Source organism: Streptococcus sp. ZY19097, assembly GCF_040731245.1.
In the GTDB taxonomy this organism is placed as follows: Bacteria; Bacillota; Bacilli; order Lactobacillales; family Streptococcaceae; genus Streptococcus; species Streptococcus orisratti.
Map to the genome: position 1 here is coordinate 1,527,998 of NZ_CP160400.1, position 14,769 is coordinate 1,542,766.

The window sequence follows — 14,769 nt, forward strand, 5'->3', positions numbered from 1 at the left end:
GATTAAGACTTAGCAGACGCCTCTTAACAATGCGTACCAGTGCTAAGTCGTTTTTTTGTGGAGAAAATCATGAAACAAGCCAAAACTATCAAAGAACAATTAGAGATCTTAATGTCTCGCGGACTCATTATTAATGACTACGAGAAGGCCTATAAGACCTTGATGGATGTTAATTACTACACATTAACGGGCTATCTGTTCCAGTTTAAGAACCAATCAAATTATCAATCAGGAACCTCAATAGAACTTGCTATAAACCTTTATCACTTTGATAACGAGTTGCGAAATATCCTCATGTCTCTGATGACCGAAGCTGAAGAAAAGCTGAAAACCAGAATGGCTTATAACATCGCAATAGCACACCCAGATGATCCGCTCATCTATACCGATATCAACTTCTTTAAAAATCCAGATGACCATATTCGATTTATGGCAGATTTTCAAAATAATGTTAGGAATAACCGTGAGGTTCCTTTCGTCAAACATCACATTCAGAGGTACCGTAGTCAATTTCCTATCTGGGTAGCCATCAACCTCTTTACACTTGGAAATCTAAAATATCTTTACAAAAATATTCCTAGTAGAGACAGAAAAAATATCAGTTCTACTTTTAATATCTCTCCTGATACACTAGATAGTTGGATAGATAACTTAAGAATTTTAAGAAACAAGCTAGCACATAATATGCGGTTATATAACATGACCTTTCATAAGACACCGAAACTAGAGAAACATCACTCAGTCAGAATAACTAATAATCGAATGTTTGCTAACTTCATTTTCTTAAAATACCTGTTAGGAGACAGCAAAAATTGGAGAAATGCCTTAAACAACTTATCTGAAGCAATAGACAATTATAGTGAGTTCATAAAGCTAGATGCTCTCGGATTTCCCAAAAATTGGAAAGAGCTGCTAAACTAAACAAAAAATCTCTATACTCGCCTTCGCCAAAATTTGAGTATAGAGATAATGAAACTTGTATAGTAAAAACCTGCTTTGCAGTAGGTCTCTTTACTATACCCATTTTATCAAGAAATGAGGAAAAAAGCAATGTGGAAGGAAGAATTACCAGACGGTAAGTTTATACTTAACAAAAATCAAAAATAGCGTTATAATAGTATTATGACAAAAGAACTTACCCAAACACAAGTCGAAGAATTAAAGCAAGCCCTTAAAGATAAAAATAATGCTCCGCATCATAGAAAAATTCAAGCCCTTATTCTCTACTCTGAATGCCATAATTTAACATCTGTAGCTAAATCAGTAGGCTTTGTCCATCAGACAGTCCGCAACTTATTAAATCGCTATCTAAGTGGTGGCTTAGAAGCTCTCTTAAAGGAGAATCGTGGTGGTCGCCGCCGCTCCTATATGACGCATGAGGAGGAAGAAGATTTCCTTAAAGAGCAACTCTCTTCCTCTTTGAATGGAGAATTCGTTACCGTTAACACCCTCTTTAAAGCTTATCAAGAGAGAGTTGGGCACAAGACAACCCGAGAAGGTTTCTATGCTCTCCTGAAACGTCATGGTTGGCGTAAAGTTAGCCCACGTCCCCAACATCCGAAAAAAGCAGACGCCGAAACCATTTTAGCGTCTAAAAATAAAATCTTTATTCGAGGAGAGAATGAGTAAGCGCTTTATTGATGGAAAAGAATATCAAAAAATCCGCCTTATGTATCAAGATGAGGCGGGTTTTGGGCGTATCAGTAAACTTGGTTCGTGTTGGTCTCCAAAAGGTTATCGTCCTCACGTAGCAAGTCATCACATTCGTGAATACCGCTATTGTTATGGAGCTGTGGATGCCCATACAGGCGACTCGTTTTTCATCATAGCAGGCGGATGTAATAGTGATTGGATGAATGAATTTTTACGCCAACTATCGGCAGCTTATCCAGAAGATTATATTATTTTAGTCATGGATAATGCCATCTGGCATAAATCTCAGACCTTAAATATTCCTAAGAATATTGAATTTACCTTCATTCCACCCTACACACCTGAAATGAATCCTATTGAGCAAGTCTGGGCTGAGATTCGTAAACTTGGTTTCAAGAATAAAGTATTTAGGACCTTAAATGAGGTAATCGATAAACTTCAAGAGGTTATTCAAACCTTAACCGCTTATCAACTCAAATCAATTGTAGATAGAGACTGGACTTCCGCTATTTTTGATTTTAACTGAGTATTAAATATTTCGAGCGTTACAAAGACCCCTACACCGAAAAATGGCGCAGGGTATCTGTCACACTAGAAAGTGGCTCAAATCGTGCACAGAAAGAAGCACAGAAGCTTTTAGAGGACAAGATAGCCGATAAGCTAGAACACTTAAAAGAAAGCGATGCGCTATTTGCTACCGCATTTAACGATTGGCTGCTAAAATATAAAGACAACGTCAAAAAAAGCAGCTTGCACTCACTTCTTGCTGCCATCGATAGGATACAAAACCACTTCGCAAATGATGTCCCAATAAAAAATATCACGCCAAAGTACATCCAAAATTTTCTTGATCAGCATGAAGAATGGTCATACAGCCAGAAATATAAAATAAAATCACTCCTAAATGTCTTCTTTGATAATGCTGTTTCTTTGGAAATATTACCAGACAATCCAGCCAGAAAAGCAAAATTACAGAAACCCAAACTAACCATCGAAAAAATGGAGCAAACAAGAAATAAATACCTTGAGCCAAACGAACTAAACGCTCTATTGACTGAGTTGTACAGAAAACCAATCACTTACAGATATGCCCTACTGGCTGAATTTATGTCACTAAATGGTTGTCGCATTGGGGAAGCTACTGCTCTCAAGACATCAAGTTATAACAAGGAACTCAAAACCGTTGACATCCATGCTACATTCTCAAGATACGACAAAGGACCAACGACAACCAAGACGCTTGCCAGCTTTCGAACAGTCCACCTCACAGATAGAGAAGTTGAAATACTGGATGAAATCATTAGGTTGAACAGGTTAGAAAGTGATACGAATCCTAATTGGATAAAGTCTGATTATATTTTCGTTACAAATACAGGGCACTTCGTCCAAAGTCCAGTCTTTGCTAGATCTCTCCAAAGAGCAAATGAAAGACTAGATGAACCTATCCCAAAACATTTATCAAGCCATATTTTCCGTCACACAATGATTAGCAGACTCGCAGAGCATAATGTTCCGTTGAAGGCAATCATGGATCGAGCTGGCCATGGAGATTCTAGAGTTACTACGGAGATTTACACCCACGTTACTAAAAATATGCGAACAAATGCGGTTAAGGTACTCAATAGCATAAGCAAAAATAATAATCCATTTGCCCCTTATTTGCCCCCTGAACACAAAAAAGACCCTAGCTATCTAGCTAAGGTCTTTAAAACGTTGTTAAATCAACGATTATTTTTTAAGATTGTAGAATGATTTCAAACCACGGTATTCAGCAACTTCACCAAGTTGATCTTCAATACGAAGCAATTGGTTGTATTTAGCGATACGGTCTGTACGTGACAATGAACCTGTCTTGATTTGGCCAGCGTTAGTTGCAACTGCGATATCAGCGATTGTTGAATCTTCAGTTTCACCTGAACGGTGTGATACAACAGCAGTGTAACCAGCTTCTTTAGCCATTTCGATAGCTTCGAAAGTTTCAGTCAAAGTACCGATTTGGTTAACTTTGATAAGGATTGAGTTAGCAGCACCTTCAGAAATACCACGTTCAAGGTATGAAGTGTTAGTTACGAAGAAGTCATCACCAACCAACTGAACACGTTTACCAAGACGTTCTGTAAGAGCTTTCCAACCATCCCAGTCATTTTCATCCATACCGTCTTCAATAGTGATGATTGGATATTTGTTAACCAATTCTTCAAGATAGTCGATTTGTTCTGCAGCAGTACGTTTAGCTCCACCTTCACCTTCAAATTTAGTGTAGTCGTAGATGCCATCTGCATAGAATTCTGATGACGCACAGTCAAATCCGATGAAAACATCTTCACCTGGTTTGTAACCAGCAGTTTCGATTGCTTTGATGATTGTTTCTACAGCATCTTCAGTTCCGTCAAATTTAGGTGCGAATCCACCTTCGTCACCAACAGCTGTTTCAAGTCCACGTTCTTTAAGGATTTTCTTAAGTGTGTGGAAGATTTCAGCACCCCAACGAAGAGCTTCTTTGAACGTAGGTGCACCAGCAGGTACAATCATGAATTCTTGGAAAGCGATTGGAGCGTCTGAGTGAGAACCACCATTGATGATATTCATCATTGGAGTTGGAAGAACTTTAGTGTTGAAACCACCGAGGTAGCTGTAAAGTGGGACTTCAAGGTAGTCAGCTGCTGCACGAGCTACAGCGATAGAGACACCAAGAATAGCGTTGGCACCAAGTTTTCCTTTGTTTGGAGTACCGTCAAGGGCGATCATAGCACGGTCGATTGCTTGTTGATCGCGAACATCGTAACCGATGATTGCTTCAGCGATAACGTTGTTTACATTATCAACAGCTTTTTGAGTACCAAGACCGTTGTAACGAGATTTGTCACCATCACGAAGTTCAACTGCTTCGTGTTCACCAGTAGAAGCTCCTGAAGGAACCATACCACGTCCGAAAGCACCAGATTCAGTGTAAACTTCTACTTCAAGTGTTGGGTTACCGCGTGAGTCAAGGACTTCGCGAGCGTAAACATCAGTAATAATTGACATTATGTTACTCTCCTTATGAGTTTAATATTTTTACACACTTATAATACCACAAACTTAACTAATAATCAAATTAAAAAGCAATTTTATGAAAAAATGAAAATCGATTTTCATTCTTCACTTTCTCTCTTTCGCACTTATTAAGGGTTCCTCAAGATTTTTTTCACAATATGAGGTATAATTATCTTATCAATTTACTGAGGTGATTTATGGAAGATTTATCAAAAAAAGTTTTACTAGCAGGTAGTGGTGAACATCGTTTAAATCCTAATGAACAGCGACGTTATTTGGGGACGTTTGAAGAACGTGTTGTGCTTTTGATTAATCTCGATGATGCTCAGTCGGAGACTGTTCAACAACATTTTTCAGAGATGCTTAGTCAACTGAAATCTCTGCCATGCTCTTTATACTTAAAAATTTCATCTGAACTGCCTTTAAGTACTCAAATGACTTACATGAAAATAGCGGAATCTCTAAATATCAAAACGACGATTATAAGAGAAAGTAAGGGAGTTTCTCCTTATGGACTTCTCATTCACTCTGACCAAGTAGTTGACATCAAAGAAAAAGATATAAGAATGCAGTTTCCAGGTTATTTTATAACCATTCAGCATAAAAATGAGAAAAAATCTTTTTGGGCAAAATTATTTAATAAATGAAACCAGTTACTCTATCTTCTCCATGCGTACTACATTAAGTCTGGCGGTCTTCTACTTATTAACTTAACTCGTTTTGGGATTTATATACGAGTTTATCACATGCTCAACAACGAAACAAGTATCTCTAGCTAGCTATCTGCAACTTAAACCAATGTCTATGCTTTATTTGAAAGTACACCATGAATGCTATCTATCAGCAATTTTTTGGTAAAGTAACCGTTAATAATTAGTTCGCGATATTTTTTAACTGCTTTGACCATCTCGTCATACTCCTGTTCGGTCAATGAATTCACTTTTTCCACCGCCTCCTCAAGAGATGTCACAACTATACCTAGATTATTTTCTTTGATAATCGTTTGATTTGACAGAGTATCTTGAACAATTACAGGTAACCCCGCTGCCAAATAGGTACTTAACTTATAGGAAACATTCCATTCATAATAAAGAACATCATCTTTTTGTGACCACACTAAACCAAAACCACCCAGCAAAGGCAGAGACTGGATAAGTTCAATATCATCTTTCCACCCCTCATTAACAACCATCGGTAAATCTGAAACTTTCTCAGAAGCATAAATATGCAAAGGGATTTCATAGCTCCATTCCTTTACAAATGTAAAACGCTCAGGTGAACCCGCAAACTGAATTTTTTTGACAAATTTTGGCTGAGTGTACGGTAGGCTAGTTGGGTGATCCCACATATGTTGTACAATAATTTTCTTAGTGGTAAGTCCTCTATTTCTTAATTCAACTAACATTTTTTCTGATGGAACAACTAACAAATCCGCCTTATTATAGGTTGCGATAGTTTTATCAATTAAATATTCATTCGTTTTAAACATTAGGGGAATAATATCATGGATAAAAATAATCAGTTTCATTTCTGGATAGACTTTCAACTTGTTGACAAAATAATCATCAAATTCTGTCGAATTCCATGATGGTGATTGCACAACAACAATATCATCGAATCCGACCGAAGCAATCATACCATCTATACGTTTACTTAATTCAGATTCAGTATCGGTGTGAACAGGATAGGCATAAATTCCAATTTCACGAAAGTCCAAACCTCTAGCAATATCCGCTACCATATTTTGTGCAATTAAGGCAACACTACGGGATGATTGTCCAAATAAATTGGTAATGTGCATTCTCATTTTTGATTCCTCGTCCCTCTTAACTTGTTTGTTTACTTGAAAAATAATGTCATCATTCTATTGACAATCAGATTACGGTTGTTGAATTTAGACTAGTGTTATTAACTCCCTAATAGCACTAACTTTCCAAAATTACTTTGAATTTTAAGAGTTAAATTCTGCTAATTTTAACCACGACCATTATATAGTTTACCATATTTTCCGTATTTCGATAGTCCAATGAGTCGAAATAAACATTGCTTTTTATAATTTCGCTAATACTAATTTCTATCACGTCCTAATACCTCAGTACTTCTGATTTTATACCATTCTCTAATTTTCAATAAGTCCCTAAACAAATTTATTAAAGATTAGAGAATTTCTTTATGAAAAAGTCACATGTACTACTCATTTAAAATCTTAAAACATTGCCAATATTTTGCGCAGTGCGAATAAGATTGGATTTTGTTTGTGCAAATGTGTTTTCTAAACTGTCAACCGTTGAAATAATCGGGAAAACAGCTTGAATGTGGTGGTTTGGAAAGTCTGGTAAATCGTCCTTGAGACTACCACAAATAGCAATGATAGGAATTTGCTCGGGTGTTCGTTTTGCTACTCCAAAAGGAGCTTTACCAGATAAACTTTGTCTGTCCATGCGCCCTTCGCCAACGACAACGAGGTCAGCCTTTTGGACGCGTACGTCAAAGTCTAAGATATCCAACACAGCATCAATCCCTGAAAAGATTTCACCCGCTGCAAACGTCACTAAACCTGCAGCCATACCACCTCCAGCACCTGCACCAGCCATTTTTAAAATATCTGGATTAGCAAGCTGATAAAAACTCTGCATATCGGTATCAACCATTTCAAATTGATTTTCTTCCAGACCTTTCTGACCACCGAAGATATAGGTTGCACCATTTTCACCACAGAGAGGATTTTGTACATCTGTGATAATCGTCACTTTGACACCTGCTAAAGGATTTTCCTGAGGAGGGATAATCTGACAAATTTTTGCCAAATTGGCTCCTACTGCTTCTAGTGGCTGCCCATGTTCGTCAATAAATTGATAACCTAAGCCTGCAGCCATACCAATACCACCGTCATTAGTCGAGCTACCTCCAACACCAATCATTATTTCAGTCATTCCTGATTGTGCAAGTTTAACCAATAGTTCGCCAACACCTCTTGTCGTCAATGTTAAAGGTTGCCGTTCATTCTTTGGGACTTTTTCTAGGCCACAGACATCAGCCATTTCAAAAACCGCTAGGCTTCCCTTGCTGGCATAAGTTACGGAAACAGAATGTCCAAGTGCACCTGTAACTGACTGCGTTCGCATTTCCAAAGATAGACCATCAATCAGGGATGCTAAAGTTCCTTCGCCACCATCGCCAATAGGCATAAGATCAAATGTGGCATCTGGCAAGGATTTGCTGAATCCTTCCTTGAGAGCCTCAGCAACCTTAAGGGCGGATAGACTTTCTTTAAAAGAGTCAGGAGCAATGAGAATATGCATGGTAGGTCTCCTTAAATATGCTATACTACTATTATAACGAAATTAAAGGAGGTTAGCATGGAAAAATGGGACGCTTACCTAAAAAATGGGATGAAAACTGAACTGCTTTTGACACGTGGGCAACCTATTCCAGATGGGCTCTACCACTTAGTGGTGGATGTATTGGTTCAGCATAACGATGGAGACCTACTTTTCATGCAGCGCGCCCTTGATAGGCGCGGTTATCCTGGCTACTTTGAGGCATCTGCTGGGGGTTCAGCTTTGTCTGGGGAAATAGCAGAGCAGGCTGCCTTACGTGAACTGGAAGAAGAGACCGGCATTGTACCATGGGACTGCCGCTTGGTTAAAATCAAACGATATGATAATGATTCCTGTTTTATTCATACTTTCATCGCAAGAACTGACTGCAATAAGGAAGATATTCGTCTCCAAAAGGGTGAAACTATTGCCTACAAATGGGTACCACTTTCTGATATCGATAACTTCCTCAACACTCATAAAGTCATTCCGCGTCAAAAAGATTACATAACAACATTAACTACTCATGGTGCCCGCTAACTTCAAAGTACAATTGAAAGTCCAAATAGACTATACCGTTAGTGATGAAGCGATTATCAAATGTAACTAGCACCACGGGTGTACTATACAAATATAGTCTTATACTCAATGAAAATCAAAAGTAGCCTAGGAAACGAAGCCGACGATAGAACTTGAGTTCATCAAGGCAAGTTGACAACGAATAATTTTGATTTTCGAAGAGTATTAACATCGCTTCAGCTAGCCATACCAAGCCCTGACACGTCGCAGACTTCTATGAGAAATGAAAAGACAATCGAAAACGATTTCAACCAAATCACATACGATTGTCTCTACACGTCGTCTTATCAAGACGATATATTATCTTATAACGCATAACAAATTTTACGAACACACTTCAGCCAAGAGTCATTAAAGTCGTCTATGCTCTACAACGATAACATCTTGTTTCAAAAATGGCTAGATAGAGGTGTTTTTTCTACCATTTGTCAAGCCTATCAAGGTTTTAGAGAAAAAATAATTTTCATACAGTCATCAAAATAGGGAAGTGACCTTACTTTACACTAAAGATTTACATAAAAAGTGTATACAAAACCAACACCTTATTTTGTGATTTTTGAAATAAGGTGTTACAATAATATGGCATAAACAGTTTTACCGATTTTGGGTAGAAGTATAATCGTAAAGCTTATTATGCGTAATGAGGTAATACATTGTCCGAATGAGACGGTGTATGGAGGCAATCGTGTGTGGCTTGGTTGAAGTCGTTTGCGATTGCCTTTTTCGTTTCTCATAAAAGTCTGCAATATGGCAAGGATTGGTGTGACTAGCTGAAGCGATATTGTGAATGCATTTGAACAGAATCTTTCTAGCGTAGGGGTTGCCACGCTTGGTAATGTGTTCCTTAGCGATGAAGTTTCCAGATTCATAGTGTCTCAGGTCAATACCGATAAAGGCATTGATTTGATTGGCAGACTGAAAACGGCGAATATCTCCCAGTTCACCAATAATACTTGTTGCAGTCGTCTCAGCGATACCAGGAATAGAAAGCAGAATGTCATACTCTGGTAAAGGTTGAGCTAGTTCCACCATTTCGTCTAAGATTGCTTGTCTCTGTTCAGAAAGTCTAAGCAATTCTTTTGCATAGTAACGGACCTCTTCCATGATTGGAGAGGTTTTCTTGACGGCACAATAAGATTGATTAGCTAGTGCTGTCAGCTTCTCTGCTAAGTAGGCCACACGCTCGTCAGAAATCCGTTTTGAAGTGGACAGACGGATGCTCTTTGAGAGTTCATCCTTGCTTAACTCAAGCACGAAGTCCTTGCAAGGAAACGCAGTAACTAAGTTCCAGTATTGTTCCCCAGTTGGTGTTGACAAGATAGTTTCCAATTCAGGAAAAGTGACCTGTAAGACCTTGTGCAGACGGTTTTTAGCTCGAACGATGTCCTCAGTTAAGTTCTGATAGAACCGACTTGAATCTCGCAGATCTTGATAGACTTCTTCTTGGACATAGGTCGGTTTACGATTCAATACAAACTGAGACTGAGCCAGTTTTTCGGCGTCAATTTGATCTGTTTTTCGCACACGCAAGCTATCCAGTTGCTTCTTGGCTTCTAAGGGATTGAGTCGCGTATAAGCGTAGCTATGTTCATCCAGAAAAGCTTGAAGACGACGAGAATAGACGCCTGTTGCTTCAAAGATGATTTCTGGCTTGTGGACGGTTTTCAAATCGCCAAGTAGCCGAGCAAAGCCAATGGCATCATTGGGCATGGTATAGCCATGAACCTTCTCGCCGTTGACTAGAATGGCCACTTCTGAACTTACTTTACTCACATCAATCCCAAAAACTGCACGCATGATATTACCTCTTTGTCTTGAATGATTCCTTGTTTTAGAGATGTCATTTTCAATACTCGACGTCTAGCGTCCCACATACTTTGATAACATTCTTTCTAAAACAGGTGTCTTGCCAGTTTTTGTTGCGACGTCTAGCGTCAAAAAGCCCCACGACTTAACAAGACACCTCTACTTTATCATCTTGAGAATGAAAAAAGTAGTGAGTACTCTCTCCCGTCGGAGATTTCCTCACTACTAATCTTAGTATGTTTTTGTGTACCTAAATTTCCAAATAATCAAATCTAAATCTTCCTGAAATCTGCCTATTAATACAGGACCAGAAAATAGTTTGAGTTAATAAATCCCATTGTTCTCGACAATGCCCTAAAATTCAAACAAGCAGCTGAAACAAAGGTCTCAACTGCTTTCTTTTTAGTCTTATATTCTAATAAACTCGCACCACTACAATGAGATTGAATTAGAGTAGACTAATCAATTTTTATATTTTTGTCAAAGGTAAGGCTTCATCTGGAGAAGTATCGTAAACCATCATATCGCTCCCGACACCAAAGTCGGCCTGCATAAGATTGTTTTCCATAGTCATGTGAGCAAGTTCTTTTATGTTATTTTCCTTGCTGAGGTGACCTAGATAAATCTTCTTGGTCTTATTCCCAATCGTTCGAATCATAGTCTGAGCGCCATCTTCATTTGACAGATGCCCTTTATCAGACAATATACGTTGCTTAAGACTCCATGGATAGCCTCCAGAACGTAAAATTTCGATATCATGATTTGATTCAATCAGATAACCATCTGCATTTTCAATCAAACCTGCCATACGATCGCTAACATAGCCAGTATCGGTCAACATCACGAATGATTTATCATCTTTCATAAAACGGTAAAATTGAGGATCTGCAGCATCGTGACTAACACCAAAACTTTCAATATCAATATCCCCAAAAGTCTTTGTTTTTCCACGTTCAAAGATGTGCTTCTGTGTCACATCAAGTTTTCCGATCATATTCCGGTCATCGATAATTTTCCAAGTGTTTTCATTGGCGTAAACGTCCAGATGATACTTTCTAGCAAGCACACCTACACCTTTAATATGATCAGAGTGTTCATGAGTAATTAGGATTGCATCTAAATCCTCAGGTTTTCGATCAATCTCAGCTAAAAGACTGGTAATTTTCTTACCAGTCAAGCCTGCATCAATGAGAAGTCTTTTTTGTGGTGTCTCAAGGTAAAAACTATTTCCAGTTGAGCCTGATGCTAAAATACTGTATTTAAATCCCTTATCTGACATTTAATTTTCTTCTTCATCCTCCCATTCATCATCATAAATAGCAGAGTCTTTTTCATAAGGCAAAACAATGGTAAATGTTGACCCTTTACCATAAGTACTCTTAGCCCAGATAAAGCCTTTATGCTGTTTTACAATTTCTTTTGCAATGGATAAGCCCAAACCTGAGCCACCTTGGGCACGACTGCGTGCCTTATCAACACGATAAAAACGGTCAAAAATCAGAGGAAGGTCTTTCTTAGGAATACCAAGCCCCTCATCCGCTATAGAAATAATCAACTGAGTATCTGTGGTTTTCATGCTAACCGTAATTTTGCCACCATCTGGTGAATACTTAATGGCATTATTAAGAATATTATCCAGAACCTGCGTCATTTTATCTGTATCAATTTCAATCCAAATAGAATTTAAAGGATAGTCTCTGACAATCTCATACTGTTTGCCACTAATAGTATTCTGATTTTTAATCTGGTCAAAGCGATTTAAAATTGATGTCATAAAAGCGGTGAAATTGGTCATTTCGATGTCAAGTTGGATAGCCTGATTATCAATACGTGACAAATTAAGAAGGTCAGAAATCATTCGCATCATGCGGTTTGTTTCATCCAAAGATACCTTAATAAAACTCGGCGCTATATCTTCTTTTAGCGCCCCTTCATCCAGTGCCTCTAAATAAGATTTCACCGAAGTCAAGGGAGTTCGCAATTCATGACTAACATTTGAAACAAAGAGCCTACGTTCTCTTTCTTCCTTTTCTTGTTCAGTCGCATCATGGAGCACCGCAACCAAACCAGAGATAAAACCACTCTCACGACGATTCAGCGCAAAGCGAATACGCAAGGTAATAAATTCATCAAATTCATTACGACGGTTAATAACAAGCTCTGGTGTTTGAGAAACCAACTCATGATATGTATAAGCCCGATCGGTATTTAAGATATCAATGATATTCAACTTAATTGCTTCTTCACGTTTAAGATTCAGCTGTCGCTGGGCAGTTTCGTTAATCATAGTGATATTACCAGCACGGTCGGTCGCTAGCACTCCATCCGTCATGTAGGTCAGAATACTAGCCAAGCGATTTTTCTCCTGCGCCAGATTCTCATGCGTTAACCGAAATACCTTGGACAAATCATTGATATGCTGAGCTAATTCTACTAAATCAGGATCCCCAACAACATGAATGTCGTCTGTATAATTACCTGTAATCAATTCTCGAATTTTATCACTCAAATTACGAATAGTTTTAAAATTTCGATAATCCCGAAAAGCCAAATGTATAAAGTAAACAGCTACAAAACTTAATAAGATTAAAATGGCAAGTTCAAAAAGCGTTAGATTTCCAGCAATATAGGTATTAGTCATATACTTTCATAAAATAGCCCACACCACGACGAGTCAAAATATACTCTGGGCGACTAGGGACATCTTCAATTTTTTCACGTAAACGTCGAACAGTCACATCAACAGTACGCACATCTCCAAAATAATCGTAACCCCAGACAGTTTCAAGTAAGTGCTCACGTGTCATTACTTGCCCCATATGAGTCGCCAAATGGAAGAGCAACTCAAATTCACGATGAGTTAACTCAATTTCCTCACCATGCTTCTTTGCAACAAAAGCGTCTGGTAAAATTTGCAAATCTCCCACGCTAATTTCTGAGATATTATTAGCGTTATTGCTTTCTGCAACGGCTGTCTCAATTGTCTCTGTTCGACGCAAATGAGCCTTCACACGCGCTAACAATTCACGGTTTGAAAAAGGTTTAGTCACATAATCATCTGCACCAATTTCAAGTCCAATAACTTTATCAAACTCACTATCTTTGGCAGAAAGCATAATGATTGGAATATGGCTAGTTTTTCGAACTTCTTTGGCCACTTCCAAACCATCAAGCTCTGGTAACATTAAATCCAAGACGATTAAGTCTGGCTCTTCTTCTTTAAATTTCTCCAAAGCTTCACGACCATCAAAAGCGGTCACGGTATCGTAACCTTCCTTGGTCAAATTAAACTTAATAATATCTGAAATTGGTTTTTCGTCATCTACGATTAGAATCTTTTTCATCTGATACTTACCTTTCTAGGTTAATAGATAAATTCAACTGTGAAAATTATCTTTTTGATTAGCCACAAATAGCATACACTGCTGATTATACCAAAAAATCGCTTTAATTGGAAATTTTCACCCTGCTTGACATCATAAAGTAATATTTTATAAACTTTTAAGTTATTTAAATTTTCTGAAAACATTTGACAACTTTGTTTTCCTATGCTAGACTGTATATATTCATGTTATAAAATATGACAATTTAGAAGGAGATAATTATGGCTCTTATTGAATATAAAAATGTTGAAAAATATTACGGTGACTACCATGCCCTCCGCAATATTAATTTAGAAATTGAAAAAGGTCAAGTGGTTGTTCTGTTGGGTCCTTCAGGTTCTGGAAAATCAACCCTCATCCGCACCATGAACGCCTTAGAATCTATTGAGACAGGAAGCTTGAAGGTAAATGGGCACGAGATAGCTAATGCCAGCGTCAAAGACTTAGTTCAACTTCGTAAAGAAGTGGGTATGGTTTTCCAACACTTTAATCTTTATCCTCACAAAACTGTGTTAGAAAATGTCACTTTAGCACCTATCAAGGTACTCGGTAAATCGCAAAAAGAAGCAGAAACCATTGCCGAACAATATTTGACCTATGTCAATATGTGGGATCGTAAAGATTCATATCCAGGAATGCTTTCTGGGGGGCAAAAGCAACGTGTAGCTATTGCTCGTGGTCTGGCAATGCAACCAGAGCTACTGCTTTTTGACGAACCTACTTCTGCTCTAGACCCCGAAACCATCGGTGATGTGCTAACCGTTATGCAAAATCTAGCCAAAGAAGGTATGAACATGGTAGTCGTAACCCACGAAATGGGCTTTGCTCGTGAAGTTGCTGATCGCATTATCTTCATGGCAGAAGGTCAGATTTTAGTTGATACAACTGATGTTCATGGTTTCTTTGATCATCCAACTGAGCCTCGGGCTCAACAATTCCTTAGTAAGATTATCAACCATACTAGCGAACGCGTTTCCAAGAAATAAGGAGGC

Annotated in this window: 12 protein-coding genes and 2 pseudogenes; 7 read left to right on the forward strand and 7 right to left on the reverse strand. The window is 38.2% G+C overall.

Annotation, left to right across the window (positions count from 1 at the left end; translation table 11 throughout):
- The first annotated feature begins 69 nt into the window (after positions 1 to 69).
- The 3 genes and pseudogenes from ABZ559_RS07795 (at position 70) to ABZ559_RS07805 (ending at position 3,405) form a co-directional block, all read left to right on the forward strand.
- Positions 70 to 921, forward strand: a complete 852-nt coding sequence (locus ABZ559_RS07795; protein ID WP_367005850.1) for an Abi family protein — start codon at positions 70 to 72, stop codon at positions 919 to 921.
- Positions 922 to 1,122: 201 nt separating this feature from the next.
- Positions 1,123 to 2,179, forward strand: a pseudogene (locus tag ABZ559_RS07800) (IS630 family transposase).
- 122 nt (positions 2,180 to 2,301) lie between these two features.
- Positions 2,302 to 3,405, forward strand: a complete 1,104-nt coding sequence (locus ABZ559_RS07805) for a tyrosine-type recombinase/integrase (RefSeq protein WP_367007646.1) — start codon at positions 2,302 to 2,304, stop codon at positions 3,403 to 3,405.
- Here ABZ559_RS07805 and eno read toward each other — a convergent pair.
- Positions 3,382 to 4,680, reverse strand: coding sequence for a surface-displayed alpha-enolase (gene eno / locus ABZ559_RS07810; RefSeq protein ID WP_018375899.1), 1,299 nt, complete (start codon positions 4,678 to 4,680; stop codon positions 3,382 to 3,384). The two genes, ABZ559_RS07805 and eno, sit on opposite strands and share 24 nt — an antisense overlap.
- 206 nt (positions 4,681 to 4,886) lie before the next feature.
- Between eno and ABZ559_RS07815 the strand changes: the two genes are divergently transcribed.
- Positions 4,887 to 5,336: a DUF1694 domain-containing protein gene (locus ABZ559_RS07815; protein ID WP_367005853.1), complete on the forward strand. Its 450-nt coding sequence runs from the start codon at positions 4,887 to 4,889 to the stop codon at positions 5,334 to 5,336.
- Between the two features lie 155 nt (positions 5,337 to 5,491).
- Here ABZ559_RS07815 and ABZ559_RS07820 read toward each other — a convergent pair whose 3' ends face one another.
- Complete coding sequence (locus tag ABZ559_RS07820) at positions 5,492 to 6,496, reverse strand: sugar transferase (protein ID WP_367005855.1); 1,005 nt, start codon at positions 6,494 to 6,496, stop codon at positions 5,492 to 5,494.
- 391 nt (positions 6,497 to 6,887) lie between these two features.
- On the reverse strand, positions 6,888 to 7,991 hold the full coding sequence (locus ABZ559_RS07825; protein WP_367005858.1) for a glycerate kinase: 1,104 nt from the start codon (positions 7,989 to 7,991) through the stop codon (positions 6,888 to 6,890).
- Positions 7,992 to 8,048: 57 nt separating this feature from the next.
- Between ABZ559_RS07825 and ABZ559_RS07830 the strand changes: the two genes are divergently transcribed.
- Positions 8,049 to 8,549: an NUDIX domain-containing protein gene (locus ABZ559_RS07830; protein WP_018375895.1), complete on the forward strand. Its 501-nt coding sequence runs from the start codon at positions 8,049 to 8,051 to the stop codon at positions 8,547 to 8,549.
- Positions 8,550 to 8,755: 206 nt separating this feature from the next.
- Positions 8,756 to 8,943 (forward strand): annotated as a pseudogene (locus ABZ559_RS07835) (IS110 family transposase); the annotation flags it as partial.
- A 239-nt stretch (positions 8,944 to 9,182) separates the two neighbouring features.
- On the opposite strand, the gene ABZ559_RS07840 reads toward ABZ559_RS07835, so the two are convergent.
- From ABZ559_RS07840 to yycF, 4 genes are all read right to left on the reverse strand, one after another.
- Positions 9,183 to 10,385 (reverse strand): IS110 family transposase, encoded by a 1,203-nt coding sequence (locus ABZ559_RS07840; RefSeq protein ID WP_367005859.1) that lies wholly within the window; start codon positions 10,383 to 10,385, stop codon positions 9,183 to 9,185.
- A gap of 478 nt (positions 10,386 to 10,863) precedes the next feature.
- Positions 10,864 to 11,673 (reverse strand): MBL fold metallo-hydrolase, encoded by an 810-nt coding sequence (locus tag ABZ559_RS07845; RefSeq protein ID WP_273403598.1) that lies wholly within the window; start codon positions 11,671 to 11,673, stop codon positions 10,864 to 10,866.
- Complete coding sequence (gene vicK / locus ABZ559_RS07850; RefSeq protein ID WP_277291577.1) at positions 11,674 to 13,035, reverse strand: cell wall metabolism sensor histidine kinase VicK; 1,362 nt, start codon at positions 13,033 to 13,035, stop codon at positions 11,674 to 11,676.
- Entirely contained in the window at positions 13,028 to 13,738 is a 711-nt protein-coding gene (gene yycF, locus ABZ559_RS07855) for a response regulator YycF (RefSeq protein WP_018375892.1), read from the reverse strand. Before yycF ends, vicK begins: the two co-directional genes overlap by 8 nt.
- A 260-nt stretch (positions 13,739 to 13,998) precedes the next feature.
- Between yycF and ABZ559_RS07860 the strand changes: the two genes are divergently transcribed.
- Positions 13,999 to 14,763, forward strand: a complete 765-nt coding sequence (locus tag ABZ559_RS07860) for an amino acid ABC transporter ATP-binding protein (RefSeq protein ID WP_273403603.1) — start codon at positions 13,999 to 14,001, stop codon at positions 14,761 to 14,763.
- The last annotated feature ends 6 nt before the right edge of the window (positions 14,764 to 14,769 follow it).

Excerpts from the sequence above, each read along its gene's own strand:
- ABZ559_RS07860 (WP_273403603.1), top strand. The coding sequence starts at position 13,999 with ATGGCTCTTATTGAATATAAAAATGTTGAAAAATATTACGGTGACTAC.
- eno (WP_018375899.1), bottom strand. The coding sequence starts at position 4,680 with ATGTCAATTATTACTGATGTTTACGCTCGCGAAGTCCTTGACTCACGC.
- ABZ559_RS07820 (WP_367005855.1), bottom strand. The coding sequence starts at position 6,496 with ATGAGAATGCACATTACCAATTTATTTGGACAATCATCCCGTAGTGTT.
- vicK (WP_277291577.1), bottom strand. The coding sequence starts at position 13,035 with ATGACTAATACCTATATTGCTGGAAATCTAACGCTTTTTGAACTTGCC.
- ABZ559_RS07795 (WP_367005850.1), top strand. The coding sequence starts at position 70 with ATGAAACAAGCCAAAACTATCAAAGAACAATTAGAGATCTTAATGTCT.
- yycF (WP_018375892.1), bottom strand. The coding sequence starts at position 13,738 with ATGAAAAAGATTCTAATCGTAGATGACGAAAAACCAATTTCAGATATT.
- ABZ559_RS07845 (WP_273403598.1), bottom strand. The coding sequence starts at position 11,673 with ATGTCAGATAAGGGATTTAAATACAGTATTTTAGCATCAGGCTCAACT.
- ABZ559_RS07815 (WP_367005853.1), top strand. The coding sequence starts at position 4,887 with ATGGAAGATTTATCAAAAAAAGTTTTACTAGCAGGTAGTGGTGAACAT.
- ABZ559_RS07830 (WP_018375895.1), top strand. The coding sequence starts at position 8,049 with ATGGAAAAATGGGACGCTTACCTAAAAAATGGGATGAAAACTGAACTG.
- ABZ559_RS07840 (WP_367005859.1), bottom strand. The coding sequence starts at position 10,385 with ATGCGTGCAGTTTTTGGGATTGATGTGAGTAAAGTAAGTTCAGAAGTG.
- ABZ559_RS07825 (WP_367005858.1), bottom strand. The coding sequence starts at position 7,991 with ATGCATATTCTCATTGCTCCTGACTCTTTTAAAGAAAGTCTATCCGCC.